Here is a 16,748-nt window from a genome sequence, read left to right as displayed (position 1 = left end):
CGGCGGCCCGTTGTCAGTGGTCGCCCTTACGGTCTCATCAGTGAGGACCTGCCGGAACGGCCGCGGGTCCGTCCTGGGGAGGGGTCTGCCATGATCACGGCGTCCGCGGTGTCGACGACGTATCTCGAACTGTCGCAGGAGGGCGGCGGCGCCCACAAGTTCTACGAGGTGACCGTCGACGGTTCGGTGGTGACGGTGCGGTACGGAAGGATCGGCGCAGCAGGACAGACCCAGACGACGACCTTCCCCACCGCCGAGAAGGCCAGGGCGGCCGCCGTGAAGAAGGTGGGGGAGAAGGTCCGCAAGGGCTATGCCCCGGCTGTCCAGGGGCAGCGCGCCCCGCGCGCGGTGACCCGGCGTCAGGTCAGCTCGGCCCCCTCCACGGCCCGGGCGGTGGCGCCCGTGCTGTGGCGGTTCCGCACCGGCTCTGCCGCGTTCGGCATCCATGTCGACGACGAGCACTGCTGGGTGGGCAATCAGGCGGGTGACGTCTACACCCTCGGACACGACGGTGCCGTCCTCGCCCGGTTCAGCCTGCCCGACGGAGTCAAGTGCCTGGTCGCCGACGACTTCTGGATCTACGCCGGCTGCGACGACGGCAAGGTCTACGACCTCTCCTCCAAACTGCCCTTCGCCGCGTACGACATCGCCGCCGACGTCGACATCTTCTGGCTGGACATCCACGAGGGCGTCCTGAACGTGTCGGACCGTGACGGCCGGCTCACCGTCATCGACCACGAGGACGAACACCAGTGGGCCCGCCGCAGCCAGGGCGGACACGCCTGGATGGTCCGCGCCGACGACCAGGCCGTCTACCACGGCCACCAAAGGGGCGTCACCGCCTACGCGCCCGACGGCGGCGGCGAGTTGTGGCACACGGCCACCAACGGCAGCGTGCTGTTCGGCTGGCAGGAGGACGACGCCGTCTACGCGGGCACCGGGCACCACGTGGTCCAGCGGCTGGCGAAGGCGACCGGCGCGATCGAGGCGACGTACGCCTGCGACAGCGCGGTCTACTCGTGCGCCACCTCCCCGGGCGGGCGGTTCGTCTTCGCCGGGGACGCCGCGTCGTCCGTCTACTGCTTCGACCAGGACGGCACGCGCCTGTGGAAGCTCGGCACGGGCGGTGGCTCGGCGCTGTCCATGCAGTACCGCGACGAACGGCTGTACCTGGTGACCACCGACGGATCGCTGGTGTGCGTCGACGCGAGCGAGACGGCCATCACCGCGGCCCAGCAGGGCACGGTGCCGGTGGCACGGGACGTCAAACTCGCCGCCGCCCTGCCGACCTACGCACCCGCCACCGCCGTGGCCGCGGTGGCCACCGTCTCCCGGGCTCCCTCCGGAACCGTCGTGGTCGAGTGCGTGCAGGAGGGCGGCCGGCTTCGGGTGCACGTGGTGTCCGAGGGCTACGACCCTTCCTGGAAGGTCCAGTTCCCGCGCGCGATACGCGAGCCGGGCGCCCGCTACGTCGTGGACGCCCTGCACCCGGCGGCCGGCGGCTTCTACCGCGTCCGCGGCGACATCCGCCGCCTGCTGTGAGGCTCCGCCCCTTTGGCGAAGTGCCCCGGCCGGCCGGGGCCGCCGGCCTGTGGGCCCCGGCCTGCGGCCGTGCGGTTCAGGGGCGCGCCGCCTCCGTCTCCGCCAGCAGCTCCCGCGCCACGGAGAGCGCCTGGGCGCGGTCCTGCGGCACCAGACCGATGCGGGTACGGCGGTCCAGGAGGTCCGAGGCGTCCAGCGCGCCCTCGTGCAGGACCGCCCACAGCAGTTCCGCGCGGGTGACCGGGTGGCCCGGCAGCACCGGCTCGGCCAGGGCGGGGTCCTCCGCCGCGAGCGCGTGGACGGCCTCGGCCTCGATGCCGTAACGGCGGACCAGGCGCCCGGGTGCCGACAGGGAACGCAGCCGGGCGGGTGCGGCGGCGCCGACCAGCGGCAGTGCGGCGGTGGGGGAGGACGCGGCGGGAAGGCCCCGGGCGGCGGTCGCGGCGTCCACGGCGTCCTGTGCCATCCGCCGGTAGGTGGTGAGCTTGCCGCCGACGATCGTCGTGACACCGCCGGGGGAGGTCAGCACCGCGTGCCGGCGGGAGATGTCGGAGGTGCGCGCGGGTGCGCCGTCGCGGCCGTCGTGCGCGGACATGTCCAGCAGGGGGCGCAGTCCGGCGAAGGCGCCGACGACCTCCTCCCGGCCGACCGGTGTGTCAAGGGCCGAGCCGAGCACGTCCAGCAGGAAGCCGATGTCCGTCTCGGGCACCTCCGGCACGTCCGGGATCCCGCCCTCGACCGGCTCGTCGGTGAGGCCGACGTACACCCGGCCGTCGCCCTGGGGCAGGACCAGGACGAAGCGGTTGGTCTCGCCGGGGATCGGGATGTGCAGCCCGGCCGGCAGGGCGCCGAGCCGTTCCGAGCGCAGGACCAGGTGGGTGCCGCGGGACGGCCGGATCCGGATGCCCTCGACGAGATCACCCGCCCACACCCCGGTGGCGTTGATGACGGCGCGGGCGCTGATCTCGCCCTCCTCACCGGTGAGTTCGTCGCGGATGCGGGCGCCCGTGCCGGTCAGCTCCAGCACCCTGACCCGGGTCAGCACCCGTGCGCCCTGCGCGGCGGCGGTCCTCGCCAGGGCGGTGACCAGCCGGGCGTCGTCGGTCACCCTGCCGTCCCAGGACAGCAGTCCGCCGCGCAGCCCGGCCGCGCGTACCGAGGGCGCCAGGTGCCGGGCCTCCGTCGCCGACAGCCGGCGGGGCGCGGGCAGCACCTGGCGCGGAGTGCGGGCGGCCAGGCGCAGCATGTCCCCGGCCCGGAACCCGGCCCAGGCCAGCGAGGCCTGGGCCTTGGACACCAGCGGGGTCAGCGGCAGGACGAACGGCTGGGCGGCCACCAGGTGCGGGGCGGTCCTGGTCATCAGCACCCCGCGTTCCACCGCGCTCTCATGTGCGACGTCGAACTGCGCGGAGGCCAGATAGCGCAGCCCGCCGTGGATGAGCTTCGAGCTCCAGCGGGAGGTGCCGAAGGCCAGGTCGTGGGCGTCGACCGCGACGACGTCCAGCCCGCGTGCCGCCGCGTCCAGTGCGGCTCCGGCTCCCGTGGCGCCGAGGCCGACGACCAGGACGTCGGCGACCCTGCCGTCCGCGGCCTCGGTCAGCTCCCGCCTGCGGCGGCGGGCACTGAGGGACGAGCCGGCGTGGGCCCTGGTGTGGCTCATGGCGTGAGGGTCCTCTCCAGGAGGGTGCGCAACTCGGCGAGGAAGGCGGGGGAGTCGAGCTCCGGATCGTCCTCGTCGGTCATCGTGCGCAGGGACAGGGTGAAGGACTGCACGGTCAACAGCAGGGCGCGGGACTGCCGTTCGACATGGCCGGGACGTACCGACCCGTCCGCGTGGCCCGCGCGCACGGCGTCGGCCAGCAGGTTCAGCAGCGCCTCCTGGCTGGCTCCGCGCCGGTCGAGCACATACGGCAGCAGCAGCTCCGGATCGACGTCGATGATCTTGCAGAAGAGCGGGTGCGCCCGGAACGCCTCGACCCCCGCCACCAGTCCGTCCACGATCCGCGTGCGCGTGTCGATGGCGTCGGCGGGGTCGGGGATCGCCCGGGTGGCCACGTCGATCCACTCACGGGTCATCAGATCGCCGACCAGGGTCCGCAGGTCCGGCCAGCGCCGGTACAGCGTCATCCGGGACACACCGGCACGGCGGGCCACGTCGGCGAGGGTGGTGCGGCGGACGCCGACGGCCAGCACGCAGTCGCGCACCGCGTCGAGCACATGATCGTTGTCCGAACCGTTGTGACGAATAGGCGTCATGTGTCACAGTGTAACGCCCCGGGGGCCGGACGGAGCAGCCACCGTCGCCCCGGACACGGCCGCCGGCCGTCGCGCGAACCGAGCGCACCGAGCACACCGACCTGTGAGGACGACCGTTCAATGGACATGCTGTGGAACGGCTGGGGCGACCCGGCCAAGGCGGCACCGCTGCCCGACTCGGTGACCGGACTGCTGCGCGACCTGCTCGGCGTCAAGCCCCGCACCACGCCCGCCCTCGCCCTCGACGACATCCGCCTGCCGGGCACCACGGCCGCCCCGGCCGCGCTGAAGGCGCTCGCCGAGGCCGTCGGCGGCGACGACCACGTCCGCACCGACAGCGAGAGCCGCATCCGCCACACCCGCGGCAAGTCCACGCCGGACCTGCTGCGCATCCGCACCGGGGACTTCGCGGACGTCCCGCAGGCCGTCGTCCTGCCCGCCTCCCACGACGAGGTCATCGCCGTGCTGCGCGCCTGCGCCGCGCACGGCCTCGCCGTCGTCCCCTTCGGCGGCGGCACCTCGGTCGTCGGCGGACTCGCCCCGCAGCGCACCGCGTTCATCGCCCTGGACCTGCGCCGGATGAACGCTCTGCTCGACCTGGACCCCGTCTCGCGCACCGCCGTACTCCAGCCCGGCCTGCGCGCCCCCGAGGCCGAAGCACTGCTCGCCGGACACGGCTTCACTCTCGGCCACTTCCCGCAGTCCTTCGAGTGGGCCACCATCGGCGGTTTCGCGGCGGCCCGCTCCAGCGGACAGGCCTCCGCCGGCTACGGCCGCTTCGACGAGATGGTCCTCGGCCTGACCCTCGCCACGCCCGAGGGCACGATCGAGACCGGCCGCGCCCCGCGCTCCGCCGCCGGCCCCGACCTGCGCCAGCTGATCCTCGGCTCGGAGGGCGCCTTCGGCGTCATCACCTCCGTCACCGTACGCATCCGGCCGCTGCCACAGAAGCGGATCTACGAGGGCTGGCGGTTCGCCTCGTTCGAGGAAGGCGCCGCCGCGCTGCGCAGGCTCGTCCAGGACGGACCCCGGCCCACCGTGCTGCGGCTGTCCGACGAGACCGAGACCCTCATCGGCCTGGCCCAGCCCGACGCCATCGGCGGTGACCTGGCGCAGAGCGCGGCCGGCTGCCTGGCCATCACCGGCTACGAGGGCACGGCCGAGGACACCGCGCTGCGCCGGGAACAGGCGGCCGCAGTCCTCACCGCCTGCGGCGGCACCCTCGTCGGAGCGGAACCGGGCGAACGCTGGGCCCACGGCCGCTACTCGGCGCCGTACCTCCGCGACGCCCTCCTCGACGTCGGCGCCTTCGCCGAGACCCTGGAGACCGCGGCCTTCTGGTCCCGCATCCCCCGTCTCTACACGGCCGTACGCACCGCACTCACCGACACCCTCACCGAGGCCGGCACCCCGCCCCTGGTCATGTGCCACATCTCCCACGTCTACGAGAACGGCGCCTCCCTGTACTTCACCGTCGTCAGCGCTCAGGGCGAGGACCCGGTGGCCCACTGGACGCCCGCCAAACACGCCGCCAACGAAGCCGTACTGGCCGCCGGTGGCACCATCTCCCACCACCACGGGGTCGGCACCGACCACCGCGACTGGTATGTCCGCGAGGCCGGACCGCTCGGCATCTCGGCCCTGCGCGCCGTGAAGCGCCGTCTGGACCCCGAGGGCCTGCTCAACCCCGGCGTCCTGCTCCCCACCGACTGACCCCTGATACGACTCATCCACCCGACCGGCCGACCCATCAGACCCGCCTGCTTCGGAGGCACACCGATGCGACAGTTCACCGCCGTCGTCAACCCCACCGCGGGCGGCTCCACCGGGGCGGCGACACTGCTGCACCTGGCCCGGCTGCTGCGTGAGGCAGGAGCCGAGCTGGAGACGGAGTACAGCCACAGCCTCGCCCACGCCCAGGACATCGCCCGCCGCGCCGGCGAGCGCGGCCGGATCGTGCTGGCCGTCGGCGGCGACGGGATCGCCGGCGGCATCGGCGGCGCGCTGAGCGGCACCGGCACCGTCCTGGGCCTGGTACCCGCGGGACGCGGCAACGACTTCGCCCGCGCCCTGAAACTGCCCGCCGACCCCGCCGACCCCGCCGCACTCGCCGACCTGCTGCTGCACGCCGAGCCCCGGCCGGTCGACACCATCGAGGTGGAGTCGGCCGTCCACCCGCGCACCGTGGTCCTGGGCAGCGTGTACGCCGGCGTGGACGCCGTGGCCAACCGGCACGCCAACCACGCCCGGCTGCTGCGCGGCGCCGCCTCGTACTACGCGGGCGGCCTGCGCGCCGTCACCACCTGGCGGGCGGCCGACTACCGCGTCACCGTCGACGGCACGGAGCACACCCACCGCGGCTACACGGTCGTCGCCGCCAACTCCCCCTACTACGGCTCCGGTCGGCTCATCGCCCCCGACGCGCGCGTCGACGACGGACTGCTCGACGTGGTGATGATCCGCGAGGCACCGCGCAGGCTGTTCTTCGCCCTCATGAACGAGCTGAGGACAGGAGCCCACATCCACCGCCCCGAAGTGCGCGTCCTGCGCGGCAGGGAGCTGCGCATCGAGGCGAACCGGCCCGTCCCCTACGGAGCCGACGGCGAGGTCGACGCCACCCTCCCGGTCACGCTGCGGGTACGTCCCGGAGACCTGCCGGTGCTCTACTGACCACTCACTCACGGGAGATGACACGGCGTCGGTGCAGGACGGGCCGGCCATGGGTAAGGGAGGAGAACCCGGCCGGGCGCGCCGGGGGAAGGTGGTCGGTCATGAGGCTGGATCCTGCCGAGGGCCTGGTGCAGGCGGTCGTCCTGTACGACGGACGGCTGCTGCTGGTGGCGGACGGCGACGGATGGACGCTGCCGTCGGGCACGCCTCAGCCTGCCGAACCGGCCGAGGCCACCGCGGCACGCGTCGTCTACGAACTCACCGGCTACCTCGTCGACGGCACCGAGTCCCTGGCCCCGCACGACACGATCCCGGCGGCCGAGACCTCGGCGGTGGTGTGTCAGCTGCTGAGCGAGTCCCCGTCGGACGGAGCCGGCCTCGCGCCGGAGCACGTGCGCTGGGCGCCGATCCCCGAGACCGCCGACGCCGTGCTCCCGGCAGCCGTACGCGCATACCTTCGGGGTCACACGCCCGCATGAGCCCAGCCGGGCCCGGGGTCAGCGATCCGCCGCAGGATCGGGCACGCGGGCCAGGAACCGCTCCCGGTCGACGATCGCCCGGTCGATCTCGCCCGTCGCGACCAGCCGCCCCGAAGCGTCGACGGCCCGCACCGCGAACGTCAGCCGCCCGCCCGCACCGGAGTCCGCGGTCTCGGCACTCACCTCCACCTGCCCCCCGACGGGTGTGGCCCGCAGATGCCGGATCCGCACCTGCGTCCCGACGGTGGTCCGACCGGACCCGGTGAACGGGGCGGCGGCCCGCACGGTGGCCGCTTCCATCCACGCGATCAGCCGCGGGGTGGCGAGGACAGGCACATCACCGCTGCCGACCGCCACCGCCGTGTCGGCCTCGGTCACCTTGTGACGCATGCCCCCACGCTACAAAGGTGTGTCTTCCGTTTGCGGTGCCGTGCACGGCGCGATTGAGTGATGACATGTCGATGTCCTTCGGTGCACCGTTCGGTTCGTCGGACCCCTTCAGTGAACTGTTCAACCGCTTCTTCGGGATGTCGCCGGCGTCGTCGCCTCCCGCGGTGCAGCGCGTGCCGATCGGCCGGCTGCTGACGGAGTCGTCGCAGGAACTGCTGAACCTGGCCGCGCAGCGGGCGGTCGAGGACGGGACGCCCGACCTGGACACGGAACACCTGCTCTGGGCGGCCACCAAGGTCGAGCCGTCCCGCAGACTCCTCTCCCAGGTGGGCGTCGACCCCGACGCGCTGGCGGCGGAGATCGCCGAGATCCTGCCCCGGGAGTCCGGCGAGCCGTCCTCGCAACCCGGCCTCACCCCCGCGGCCAAGCGCACGCTCGGCGCCGCCTACGCCCGGTCGCAGGCGGCCGGTGTGTCCTACATCGGCCCCGAGCACCTCCTCGGCGCTCTGCTGGGCGACAGCGACACGGGCGCCGCCAAGCTGCTGCGCGCCGAGGGCAGGGACACCAGGAAACTGACGGACCTGACCGACCAGGCCGCCCGCGGCGAGGGACCGTCCGCGGAACGGAAGAAGACGCCGGCGACCACGCTGGACGAGTTCGGCCGGGACCTGACCGAGGAGGCCCGGGCCGGGAAGCTGGACCCGGTGGTGGGGCGCGCGGAGGAGATCGAGCAGACGGTCGAGATCCTCTCGCGGCGGTCGAAGAACAACCCCGTGCTGATCGGTGAGCCCGGGGTGGGCAAGACCGCGATCGTGGAGGGGCTGGCGCAGCGGATCGTGGCCGGTGAGGTGCCCGACACCCTCAAGGACAAGAGGGTCGTGGCGCTCGATCTGTCGGGGCTGGTGGCGGGGACGCAGTACCGGGGCCAGTTCGAGGAGCGGTTGAAGAAGGTCATCGAGGACGTCCAGGCGGCCAAGGGCCGGATCATCCTGTTCATCGACGAGGTGCACACCGTCGTCGGCGCCGGCGCGACCGGCGAGGGCTCGATGGACGCGGGCAACATGCTCAAGCCCGCGCTCGCGCGCGGGGAACTCCATGTCGTGGGGGCCACGACGATCGACGAGTACCGCAAGCACATCGAGAAGGACGCGGCGTTGGAGCGCCGGTTCCAGCCGGTGATGGTGCCGGAGCCGACCGTGGAGGAGACCGTGCAGATCCTGGAGGGGCTGCGGGACTCCTACGAGGCGCACCACCAGGTCCGGTTCGACGACGCGGCGCTGGTCGCGGCCGCGGAGCTGTCCGACCGCTATGTCACCGACCGCTTCCTGCCCGACAAGGCCATCGACGTGATGGATCAGGCCGGTGCGCGGGTGCGGCTGCGCAGCGTGGGGCGCTCCACGGAGGTGGTCAGCCGTGAGGACCGTATCGCCAGACTCCGGCGTGAACTCGAACAGGCCGTCTCGGTCGAGGACTTCGAGAAGGCATCGCAGCTGAAGCGGGAGATCGCCGAGGTGGAGGGCGAACTCGCCGGCATCGAGGAACGCCGTGAGGGCGTCGTCTCCGTCACGGCCGCGGACATCGCCGACGTCGTCTCGCGCCGCACGGGCATCCCGGTGTCACAGTTGACGGCGAGCGAGAGGGAGAAGCTGCTCAGGCTCGAGGAGGAGATGCACGCCCGGATCGTCGGCCAGGACGAGGCGGTCACGGCCGTGTCCCAGGCGGTGCGCCGCAACCGCGCCGGCATGGGGGACCCGAACCGGCCGGTGGGTTCCTTCCTCTTCCTCGGTCCCACGGGCGTGGGAAAGACCGAACTCGCCAAGACACTCGCGGCGTTGCTGTTCGGGGACGAGGCCCGGATGATCCGCTTCGACATGAGCGAGTTCCAGGAGAAGCACACGGTCGCCAGGCTCGTCGGCGCCCCTCCCGGATACGTGGGATACGAAGAGGCGGGCCAGCTGACGGAGAAGGTGCGCCGCCAGCCGTACAGCGTGGTGTTGTTCGACGAGGTGGAAAAGGCACACCCGGACGTCTTCAACACGCTGTTGCAGATCCTGGACGACGGTCGGCTGACCGACGCCCAGGGCCGCACCGTCGACTTCCGGCACTGCGTCGTCATCATGACGTCCAACATCGGCGCCCGTCGGATTCTGGACCACAAGGGTGATGTGTCGCAGCTGAAGGACGAGTTGATGGAGGATCTGCGGGGCAGGTTCCTGCCGGAGTTCCTCAACCGGATCGACGACATCATCGTCTTCCACGGTCTGACCGAGGACGACCTGGGGAAGATCGTGGACCATCTGCTGGACCAGAGCAAGCGCCGCGTCCGCGCGCAGGGCATGGCGCTGCAGGTCACAGAGGCGGCGAAGAAGCTGCTCATCGCGCACGGCCATCAGCCGGAGTTCGGCGCCCGGCCGCTGCGCCGCACGATCCAGGCGGAACTGGACAACCGCATCGCCAGCCTGCTGCTCAGCGGTGAGGCTGGGCCCGGCGACACCATCGTCGCCGACGTACAACACGACTCACTGCACTGCACGGTGCGCAAGGGCAGCGGCTCCGGCGAGCCTGCCGTCTAGGGGGACTGGCCGTCCCCGATCGACACCACCACCGCGCTCGACGGGCCGTCCGGTGTGTCGAAGTGCACCGAGTCACCGGCGCGACGCCCGATCAGCGCAAGGCCCAGTGGGCTGTCCGAGGTGACCAGGGTCTGGTCGAAGGCCTCGGCGACCTCGCCGATCTGGAGCGTCTCCTGCGAGCCGTCCGCGAAGCGGACCGTGACCGTGCTGCCCACGCCGACCTCGTCCGTAGGGGGAGGCCCGGCCACGTCCGCTTGGCGCAGCCGCTCGGTGATGTCCTCGATACGGCGGTCCAGACGGTCGAGCTGATCGACGCGCCGCAACTCGTCGGCCTGGTCGGCCTGGTCGCCCACATCGGCGCTGTCGTGCAGCGTCCCGGCCACGAGGCGGCGCTCGTCGCGCAGATCGGCCAGTTCCTGCTCCAGCGCGTGACGGGCCGTGGCACTGATCGGCTTCGGGTCACCGGCCATTCCGGCTCCTCTGGTCCAGGGGAGGATATTCACCAGTGGCGCATTTTTCGCATCGTATCAACGGGGACGGACAGTGGAGAGGTGATTGGTCCGGATATAGCGTATTTATGGATAGCCTGTCCGTATCGTCTTGCTCTCCCTCAGGAGGTTCCCATGTCCTCGAAGCGACGCCGGAAGAAGAAGTCACGTCGCGGCCATGCCGCCAATCACGGGAAACGCCCCCAGTGCTGATCCCGAGTGCCGCGCTTCAGGGGTGGATCTTCTGCTGCGCGGCGAGCATGGCGACGAACTTCTCGATGCGCGCCGCCCGGGTCTCCGGCTTCTTGGCGTCCTGGATCCGGTAGAGGATCGCGTACCGGTTCCGGCTGTCGAGGGCGGCGAAGAAGTCCCGCGCCTCCGGGGTGGCGGCCTCCAGGGCAGCCCGGAGGTCGTCGGGCACCGTGGCAGCGCTCTGGTTCGCGTACGCCGCCTCCCAGCGGCCGTCCGCCTTGGCCTTCTCCACCTCCCGCAGGCCGGCCGGTCGCATCCGGCCCTGCTCCGCGAGTTCGGTGGCCTTCTGCCGGTTCACCCGCGACCACTTGCTGCCCTGCCGGCGCGGGGTGAAGCGCTGCAGCCAGTACCGCTCGTCCAGCTTCTTCTTCTGCCCGTCGATCCAGCCGAAGCAGAGAGCCGACTCAAGTGCTCCCGCGTAGTCGACGCCGGCGATCCCGGAGTCCTTCTTCGGGATCTTCAGCCAGACGCCCCGCACGTCGGCGTGATGCTCCTCCAGCCACTTCTCCCACGCCTCCTGCGAGGCGAAGGCGAGGACCGGATCGGCGGCATTCCGTGCCCCACCTGCCTGCGCTGCACCCGACATGCGCCACATCCAAACCCACCCCGGCGGTGTGGTCAATCGGGTGCCATGGCCGATTCCGGCGGGTCCCCGGGCTTGAGGCCGCGCGGCCGGGTTACCCGACCGGCATGGCGAAGCTGCATCTTCCCCGGCGCCACCGCCTCGGTGGCGACACCACTACGACGCCCCGGGTACCGGCACCGGAGGAGGCCGGGCCCGGCCGGCAGGTCGAGCGGGCCGCCCCCGACACCCCCGCGAAGCTCCCCAGACGCGCCTGGGGAGCCGTGCTCAAGGGCTCGCTGCGCGAGTTCCGGGACGACGAGCTGACCGACCGGGCCGCGGCCCTGACGTACTACGGGGTCCTCGCCCTGTTCCCCGCGCTGCTGGTGCTGGTGTCACTGCTGTCCGTCGCCGGCAGGTCGGTCACCGACAAGGTGCTGGCCGACCTCAGGCACCTGGCGCCCGGTTCCGCCCGGGACATCCTCACCCGGGCCGTGGAGCAGCTGCAGAACAACGCCGGCATAGGCTCCGTCATGGCCGTCGCCGGCCTCGTACTGGCGGTGTGGTCGGCCTCCGGCTACGTGGCCGCCTTCATCCGTGCCGCCAACGCCGTCTACGACATGCCGGAGGGCCGCCCGCTGTGGAAGATCCTGCCGGTGCGGATCGGCGTCACGGTCGTCCTGATGGTCCTCGCGGTGGCCAGCGCGCTGATCGTCGTCTTCACCGGCGGCCTGGCCCGCCACGCCGGCCAGGCCCTGGGCGTCGGGGACATGGCCCTGACGGTGTGGTCGATCGCGAAGTGGCCGGTGCTGGTCCTGCTGGTCACGGTGATGATCGCGATCCTGTACTGGGCGACGCCGAACGCCAGGGTCAAGGGCTTCAAGTGGATCACCCCCGGCAGCGTCCTCGCGCTGGCGATCTGGATGATCGCCTCCGCCGGATTCGCCTTCTACGTCGGCAACTTCGCCTCCTACAACAAGGCCTACGGCACCATGGCCGGCGTCATCGTCTTCCTGGTCTGGCTGTGGATCAGCAACCTCGCGATCCTGCTGGGCCTGGAGTTCGACGCGGAGACGGTGCGGCAGCGGGCCGTCGCCGGAGGCCATCCGCCCCGGGCCGAGCCCTACACCCAGCCTCGCGACACCAGGAAGTGGGACGAGGAGGACGTACGCAGGCTGCACGAGACGTGACTCCGGCGCGCCGCCTCCTGTCCCTCGCGCTCAGGCTGCGTACCCGCCGTCCACCGAGAGCTCCGCGCCCGTCACGTACACCGCCTCCGGTCCCGCCAGGTACGCCACCGCCGACGCCACCTCCTCGGCCGTGCCGAAGCGGCCGAGGGCGGTCATCGCGGCCTGGCCGGAGGCGAACGGCCCGTCCGCGGGGTTCATGTCGGTGTCGGTCGGACCGGGATGCACGATGTTCGCCGTGATCCCGCGCCCGCCCAGCTCACGGGCCAACGCCCTCGTCAGCCCGACGACGGCCGACTTGCTCATCGCGTACAGCGTGGCACCCGGGCCCGGCGTGCGCCGGGCGATGCAACTGCCCACGGTGATGATCCGTCCCCCCGATGCCATCAGTGCGGCGGCTGCCTGGGCGGCCAGGTACACCCCGCGCACGTTCACGGCGATCAGGCGGTCCACGTCGGCGAGCGACATGCTCTCCAGCGGCTGCATCAGTCCTACGGCCGCGTTGTTCACGAGGACGTCCAGGCCCCCGAGTGCCTCGGCCGCACGGCCCACCGCGCCCGCTGCCTCCTGTGCGTCCGCGGCGTCGGCACGCAATGCCACCGCCCGCCGCCCGAGTGCCTGGACCTCCCGCACCAGGCCCTCAGCCGCCTCCTTCCCCTGCACAAAGGTCACGGCCACGTCCGCGCCCTCCCGCGCCAGTCGCAGTGCCGTCGCCGCGCCGATGCCCCGGCTGCCGCCGGTGACCAGGGCCTTCCTGCCGTTCAGAGCTCCCTGTGAAGTCATGCCTCCATCTCACCGGGGGGACATGCGCAAGTCTGGCGGCGAACGGACCTCGACCTACTGCCAGCCAGAGGCATGCGTGAGTGGCGTCCGCGCGGGCGTTGTCAGTGCTGGGTCGTAGGGTGCGGAGCACGGCACGGTTCCGAAGGCGATGGGGGTCATGATGCGCAGGCCGGTCGAGGGAGAGGTCCACGTCCACTACGGTCAGCTCTACGTCGAGAGCGATCCGGACAGCTACGGCCCGGACCTCGCCGAGGCGTTCGCCGGCCAGTCCTCCGGGCTGTGCGGCGCGGCGATCCCGGGAACCCTGTGGCTGACGACCGGACTGCACACGGGCGACGTCGGCTTCACGGTCGAAGTGCACGACCACGCCCCGCCGTTGGACCCGAGCTGGGAGGACGTGGTGGAGGTGTCCTTCCGCCCCGTCTCGGACAGTACCGCGCTCGTGCTGTGGGGAGGCGAGGGCTCCTGGGAGCTGGGCCTGGAAGAGACCGACTACCGCGTCCGCTACTGCGCCCAGGGCATGGACGCGGCACACGAGGAGGACACCCGACTGCGCGACGAGCCGCAACTCGACCGCTACCTCCTGCAGTTCTGGCCCGCCCCGCCCCTGCCGGACCGTGTCGTGAAGCAGACCTCGGGCATGGCGGCGTACTGGCACGACTACGCCCGCACGCTGCCGGCCCCGCCCACCCCGGCCGAACGCGCCGAGGCCGAACGCCAGGCCCGCCTCGCACAGGAACAGGCCGAAAGAGAACGCGAACTGGCCTACGAACGCTGGGAGTGGGGCGGGCGGTCGCCGAGCCCGGCACTGCGCGACGTCGACGGCAACGTACGCGGCCTGCTCGACTTCGACGCGGCGCTCGTGCACGCCATCGACGCCGCCGGACCCGCCGCACAGCGCGCGGTGGCCCTGCTGGCCGCGCGCCGTGCGTGCGAGGCGGCGGGTCTCGCGGAGCTGGACTGGATCGCCGCCGGACTCACCGCCGTCACCGAGGGACGACCCCTTCCGCCGCCGCTCGACGACGAGGCCCGGGCGTGGCAGACCCTCGACACCGACCCGAGGGTCCCGGACCGGACCGTCGGCTGGGCCGTGCCACCCGAGCGTCCGCCCTTCGACGCGCCGTCCGGCGCGGACGAGGTGTCCCTGCCGATTGCCGTGGCCGATTCGACGGCGCTGATCGCGGGGCCCGCGGCGGACTGGGCACCGGCGCCGGAGCCGCCCGAGTCGCCGGCGGCCCAGGGCGCCGATGCACCGAAGCACACCTTGCGGGTCACCATCGGCGCGCCGGACCCCTCCCTGCGCTTCTCCCAGCCGCACATGGCCGTACCCGCGCTGCTCGCCGCCGCCGAACCCGACCCGCTGCGGGCGGCCCTCGACGCGGTGTACGCGGGCATCGCCACGTACGGCGAGGACTATCCGGCCCTGCTGCGAGAGGTCTGGTCGCGGTGCGACGGCAACCGCGCATAGCGGACGGACCGCGCCTGCCGAAGGTGCACGGCGGTGACCGGGACGCCGGCCTCACCGGTGACGGCCGGCGCCGGCTGCCGCGGGTTCTCGGCTCCCGGCGTGACACCACATCCACGGACGACCGCCGTGCGCTGGTGCGGCTCATCCGCGCGCTCCCGTGAGGAACCGGCGCCGCGCGGCCGGGCCCCGGTCACCCGGGTGAGGGTGCGGAGCGGGCGCGCCGGTGTGCCGCGACCCGCTCGCGGGTCGCGCAGCGCCGGGAGCAGTAGCGGCGTTGGGGGCCCGGCCCCTGGGTGATGAACACGTTCCGGCAGGCATCCGACGCGCAGATCCGGCCGGGCGGGAGCTGCCGGTCCCACACGAGAACGGTCAGGGCCAGGCAGGACGACGCGAGGAACCACTCGTCCCAGGAGGCGTCGTCGTCGCGGTCGAGGTGGGGATGCCAGGGCGTGCCGCCCCCGTGGGAGGTCAGACGGAGCGGCCCGGTGTGTTCGCGCAGCAGTCGGTTGAGGGCGTCGGCGGCCTCGTCGGCGTGCTCGGCGGCGAAGACCTCCCGCAGCCGGTCGGCGGCGTCCCGCATCCGCGCGACCTCACGGGCCGTGAGGTCGACGGGGCCCGTCTCGCCGTACGCGCGCAGCACCTCCGCCACGTCGCCGGGGTCGGCGCGGTCGTCGGCCAGGGCATTGACGAGGGCGGCGGTGCGGCGCGCCATCCTCAGGACGGAGTGCCGGGTGGACCAGTCACCGCCGTCGGCGTTGCGGGAGGACACCAGCGCAATGTAACGCATATTGCGAGGTTTTGAGTTACCTCCGTAACGTCGTGCGAGTGACACGGCGTTACGCGATGGCCTCCTATGTCGTGGGGGCAGGGATGGCCCGGACCGGGGACGAGATGTCAGGACCGGCGCTGATGCTGGCGGGATTCGCCGTCGCCGGGTCGGCCTCCGAAGCGTCGGTGCTGCTCGCGGGCATCACGGCCGCGGCGGCAGCAGGGGGACCGGTACTCGGGGCTGTGCTCGACCGGCAGCAGCGGCCGGGACGGCTGCTCGGCGCAGCACTCCTCCTGTACGCGACCGGGCTGGTGGCGATCCTCGTGGGCCTCGGCCGGCTTCCGTTCACGGTCACTGTCATGATCGCCGTACTGACCGGATCGCTGGGGCCCGCGCTGTCGGGCGGCTGGACGGGCCAGCTGCCGCGCGTGGCGGCGGGCGACCGGCTGCCACGCGCGAACGCCCTCGATGCCATGACCTTCGGCATGGCGAGCCTGGCCGGCCCGAGCCTTGCCGGCGGCCTGGCCGAGGCCCTGGGCGCGTCGGGGGCCGTCGTGGTCTCGGCCGCGCTCATCGGCTCGGCGGCACCCGCCGCGTGGACCCTGCCGGGGCGCCCTGTGCGGGTGCGGGGAGGGCAGCGGGAGTCGCTGATCGGCGAGCTGGCCGCCGGAATGCGGGTCATCGTCACGAAACGCCGGCTGGCGCGGGCGACCCTGCTCTCGGTCCTGTGCTGTGCGGCGCAGGGCATGCTGACGGCCTGCGTCCCGATGCTGGGTGTACGGGTCCTCGGCGGAGCGGGCCGAGGTGCGCTGCTGCTCTCCTGTGCGGCCGTCTCGGCTCTGGCGGCCAACGCGGTGCTGGCCCGGTTCCCCCAGTCCATGGCTCCCGACTCGATCGTCTGGGCCGGCGCCCTGGTCCAGGCCGGCGCGCTCGCTCTGGCGGCGACGGTCCGCCCCACCGCGCTCGTCCTGGCCCTGCTGCTGACCGGAATCGGCGAAGGACCGCAGCTCACCGCCCTTTTCGCGGTACGCCACCGGGAGGCTCCCGACCGTCTGCGCGGCCAGATCTTCACCACCGGTGCAAGCCTGAAGATCACCGGCTTCGCATCCGGCGCGGCGATCGCCGGTCCGCTGGCGGCCTGGTCCCTCCCGGGCACCCTGGCAACGGCAGCGGGCGTGGCGGCCGCAGCGGCGCTGGTCTTTTGCGCCGTACCGCTGGACACCGCCGGATCGCAGTCACCCGGGTCCTGCCCGGCACCCGGAATACCGGCAACCCGACCGTCCCCCGGACAGATGTCGGATGATACGTGTAAACCATAACGATCTCGGC

17 protein-coding genes are annotated in these 16,748 nt (G+C 72.5%); 10 read left to right on the top strand and 7 right to left on the bottom strand.

Annotation, left to right across the window (positions count from 1 at the left end):
- Positions 1–90 precede the first annotated feature (90 nt).
- Complete coding sequence (locus ACIGXP_RS18660; RefSeq protein ID WP_399769531.1) at positions 91–1,542, top strand: WGR domain-containing protein; 1,452 nt, start codon at positions 91–93, stop codon at positions 1,540–1,542.
- A gap of 76 nt (positions 1,543–1,618) precedes the next feature.
- On the opposite strand, the gene ACIGXP_RS18655 is transcribed toward ACIGXP_RS18660, so the two are convergent.
- Together ACIGXP_RS18655 and ACIGXP_RS18650 are read right to left on the bottom strand one after the other, a co-directional pair.
- Positions 1,619–3,202, bottom strand: coding sequence for a glycerol-3-phosphate dehydrogenase/oxidase (locus ACIGXP_RS18655; protein WP_399769529.1), 1,584 nt, complete (start codon positions 3,200–3,202; stop codon positions 1,619–1,621).
- Positions 3,199–3,798 (bottom strand): TetR/AcrR family transcriptional regulator, encoded by a 600-nt coding sequence (locus ACIGXP_RS18650; protein ID WP_399769527.1) that lies wholly within the window; start codon positions 3,796–3,798, stop codon positions 3,199–3,201. Before ACIGXP_RS18650 ends, ACIGXP_RS18655 begins: the two co-directional genes overlap by 4 nt.
- 120 nt (positions 3,799–3,918) lie before the next feature.
- Between ACIGXP_RS18650 and ACIGXP_RS18645 the strand changes: the two genes are divergently transcribed.
- The 3 genes from ACIGXP_RS18645 to ACIGXP_RS18635 all read left to right on the top strand — a co-directional run bounded on the left by ACIGXP_RS18645 (position 3,919) and on the right by ACIGXP_RS18635 (position 6,947).
- Positions 3,919–5,511, top strand: a complete 1,593-nt coding sequence (locus ACIGXP_RS18645; RefSeq protein ID WP_399769525.1) for an FAD-binding oxidoreductase — start codon at positions 3,919–3,921, stop codon at positions 5,509–5,511.
- A gap of 66 nt (positions 5,512–5,577) precedes the next feature.
- Complete coding sequence (locus tag ACIGXP_RS18640) at positions 5,578–6,468, top strand: diacylglycerol kinase family protein (RefSeq protein WP_399769523.1); 891 nt, start codon at positions 5,578–5,580, stop codon at positions 6,466–6,468.
- A 101-nt stretch (positions 6,469–6,569) separates the two neighbouring features.
- Positions 6,570–6,947 (top strand): NUDIX domain-containing protein, encoded by a 378-nt coding sequence (locus ACIGXP_RS18635; RefSeq protein ID WP_399769521.1) that lies wholly within the window; start codon positions 6,570–6,572, stop codon positions 6,945–6,947.
- An 18-nt stretch (positions 6,948–6,965) separates the two neighbouring features.
- On the opposite strand, the gene ACIGXP_RS18630 is transcribed toward ACIGXP_RS18635, so the two are convergent.
- Complete coding sequence (locus tag ACIGXP_RS18630; RefSeq protein ID WP_363220612.1) at positions 6,966–7,337, bottom strand: thioesterase; 372 nt, start codon at positions 7,335–7,337, stop codon at positions 6,966–6,968.
- 65 nt (positions 7,338–7,402) lie between these two features.
- Between ACIGXP_RS18630 and ACIGXP_RS18625 the strand changes: the two genes are divergently transcribed.
- Positions 7,403–9,910 (top strand): ATP-dependent Clp protease ATP-binding subunit, encoded by a 2,508-nt coding sequence (locus ACIGXP_RS18625; protein ID WP_399769519.1) that lies wholly within the window; start codon positions 7,403–7,405, stop codon positions 9,908–9,910.
- On the opposite strand, the gene ACIGXP_RS18620 is transcribed toward ACIGXP_RS18625, so the two are convergent.
- Positions 9,907–10,380, bottom strand: coding sequence for a GreA/GreB family elongation factor (locus ACIGXP_RS18620; RefSeq protein ID WP_399769517.1), 474 nt, complete (start codon positions 10,378–10,380; stop codon positions 9,907–9,909). The two genes, ACIGXP_RS18625 and ACIGXP_RS18620, sit on opposite strands and share 4 nt — an antisense overlap.
- A 153-nt stretch (positions 10,381–10,533) precedes the next feature.
- Between ACIGXP_RS18620 and ACIGXP_RS18615 the strand changes: the two genes are divergently transcribed.
- Positions 10,534–10,611 carry a 50S ribosomal protein bL37 gene (locus ACIGXP_RS18615; RefSeq protein ID WP_373305753.1) on the top strand — a complete coding sequence of 26 codons (78 nt, stop codon included), beginning with the start codon at positions 10,534–10,536 and terminating at the stop codon, positions 10,609–10,611.
- Positions 10,612–10,627: 16 nt separating this feature from the next.
- On the opposite strand, the gene ACIGXP_RS18610 is transcribed toward ACIGXP_RS18615, so the two are convergent.
- Positions 10,628–11,236: a YdeI family protein gene (locus tag ACIGXP_RS18610; protein ID WP_399769515.1), complete on the bottom strand. Its 609-nt coding sequence runs from the start codon at positions 11,234–11,236 to the stop codon at positions 10,628–10,630.
- Between the two features lie 104 nt (positions 11,237–11,340).
- Between ACIGXP_RS18610 and ACIGXP_RS18605 the strand changes: the two genes are divergently transcribed.
- Positions 11,341–12,402, top strand: a complete 1,062-nt coding sequence (locus ACIGXP_RS18605; RefSeq protein WP_399769513.1) for a YihY/virulence factor BrkB family protein — start codon at positions 11,341–11,343, stop codon at positions 12,400–12,402.
- A gap of 30 nt (positions 12,403–12,432) precedes the next feature.
- On the opposite strand, the gene ACIGXP_RS18600 is transcribed toward ACIGXP_RS18605, so the two are convergent.
- Positions 12,433–13,182, bottom strand: a complete 750-nt coding sequence (locus ACIGXP_RS18600) for an SDR family oxidoreductase (RefSeq protein WP_363220959.1) — start codon at positions 13,180–13,182, stop codon at positions 12,433–12,435.
- 160 nt (positions 13,183–13,342) lie between these two features.
- Here ACIGXP_RS18600 and ACIGXP_RS18595 point away from each other — a divergent pair, with 160 nt between their 5' ends.
- Together ACIGXP_RS18595 and ACIGXP_RS18590 are read left to right on the top strand one after the other, a co-directional pair.
- Positions 13,343–14,650 carry a hypothetical protein gene (locus ACIGXP_RS18595; protein WP_399769860.1) on the top strand — a complete coding sequence of 436 codons (1,308 nt, stop codon included), beginning with the start codon at positions 13,343–13,345 and terminating at the stop codon, positions 14,648–14,650.
- Complete coding sequence (locus tag ACIGXP_RS18590; RefSeq protein ID WP_399769511.1) at positions 14,629–14,811, top strand: hypothetical protein; 183 nt, start codon at positions 14,629–14,631, stop codon at positions 14,809–14,811. The genes ACIGXP_RS18595 and ACIGXP_RS18590 overlap by 22 nt, the downstream gene beginning before the upstream one ends.
- 29 nt (positions 14,812–14,840) lie before the next feature.
- On the opposite strand, the gene ACIGXP_RS18585 is transcribed toward ACIGXP_RS18590, so the two are convergent.
- Complete coding sequence (locus tag ACIGXP_RS18585; RefSeq protein WP_399769509.1) at positions 14,841–15,437, bottom strand: CGNR zinc finger domain-containing protein; 597 nt, start codon at positions 15,435–15,437, stop codon at positions 14,841–14,843.
- A 56-nt stretch (positions 15,438–15,493) separates the two neighbouring features.
- Here ACIGXP_RS18585 and ACIGXP_RS18580 point away from each other — a divergent pair, with 56 nt between their 5' ends.
- Complete coding sequence (locus ACIGXP_RS18580; protein ID WP_399769857.1) at positions 15,494–16,738, top strand: MFS transporter; 1,245 nt, start codon at positions 15,494–15,496, stop codon at positions 16,736–16,738.
- Positions 16,739–16,748 lie beyond the last annotated feature (10 nt).

This window comes from Streptomyces sp. NPDC053069 (genome assembly GCF_044546895.1).
GTDB lineage: Bacteria > Actinomycetota > Actinomycetes > Streptomycetales > Streptomycetaceae > Streptomyces.
This window is presented reverse-complemented; position numbering and strand designations above follow the sequence as displayed.

What these genes read in the sequence shown, in the direction of transcription:
- ACIGXP_RS18660 (WP_399769531.1), top strand. Translation starts at nt 91, where the DNA reads ATGATCACGGCGTCCGCGGTGTCGACGACGTATCTCGAACTGTCGCAG.
- ACIGXP_RS18655 (WP_399769529.1), bottom strand. Translation starts at nt 3,202, where the DNA reads ATGAGCCACACCAGGGCCCACGCCGGCTCGTCCCTCAGTGCCCGCCGC.
- ACIGXP_RS18650 (WP_399769527.1), bottom strand. Translation starts at nt 3,798, where the DNA reads ATGACGCCTATTCGTCACAACGGTTCGGACAACGATCATGTGCTCGAC.
- ACIGXP_RS18645 (WP_399769525.1), top strand. Translation starts at nt 3,919, where the DNA reads ATGGACATGCTGTGGAACGGCTGGGGCGACCCGGCCAAGGCGGCACCG.
- ACIGXP_RS18640 (WP_399769523.1), top strand. Translation starts at nt 5,578, where the DNA reads ATGCGACAGTTCACCGCCGTCGTCAACCCCACCGCGGGCGGCTCCACC.
- ACIGXP_RS18635 (WP_399769521.1), top strand. Translation starts at nt 6,570, where the DNA reads ATGAGGCTGGATCCTGCCGAGGGCCTGGTGCAGGCGGTCGTCCTGTAC.
- ACIGXP_RS18630 (WP_363220612.1), bottom strand. Translation starts at nt 7,337, where the DNA reads ATGCGTCACAAGGTGACCGAGGCCGACACGGCGGTGGCGGTCGGCAGC.
- ACIGXP_RS18625 (WP_399769519.1), top strand. Translation starts at nt 7,403, where the DNA reads ATGTCGATGTCCTTCGGTGCACCGTTCGGTTCGTCGGACCCCTTCAGT.
- ACIGXP_RS18620 (WP_399769517.1), bottom strand. Translation starts at nt 10,380, where the DNA reads ATGGCCGGTGACCCGAAGCCGATCAGTGCCACGGCCCGTCACGCGCTG.
- ACIGXP_RS18615 (WP_373305753.1), top strand. Translation starts at nt 10,534, where the DNA reads ATGTCCTCGAAGCGACGCCGGAAGAAGAAGTCACGTCGCGGCCATGCC.
- ACIGXP_RS18610 (WP_399769515.1), bottom strand. Translation starts at nt 11,236, where the DNA reads ATGTCGGGTGCAGCGCAGGCAGGTGGGGCACGGAATGCCGCCGATCCG.
- ACIGXP_RS18605 (WP_399769513.1), top strand. Translation starts at nt 11,341, where the DNA reads ATGGCGAAGCTGCATCTTCCCCGGCGCCACCGCCTCGGTGGCGACACC.
- ACIGXP_RS18600 (WP_363220959.1), bottom strand. Translation starts at nt 13,182, where the DNA reads ATGACTTCACAGGGAGCTCTGAACGGCAGGAAGGCCCTGGTCACCGGC.
- ACIGXP_RS18595 (WP_399769860.1), top strand. Translation starts at nt 13,343, where the DNA reads ATGCGCAGGCCGGTCGAGGGAGAGGTCCACGTCCACTACGGTCAGCTC.
- ACIGXP_RS18585 (WP_399769509.1), bottom strand. Translation starts at nt 15,437, where the DNA reads ATGCGTTACATTGCGCTGGTGTCCTCCCGCAACGCCGACGGCGGTGAC.
- ACIGXP_RS18580 (WP_399769857.1), top strand. Translation starts at nt 15,494, where the DNA reads ATGGCCTCCTATGTCGTGGGGGCAGGGATGGCCCGGACCGGGGACGAG.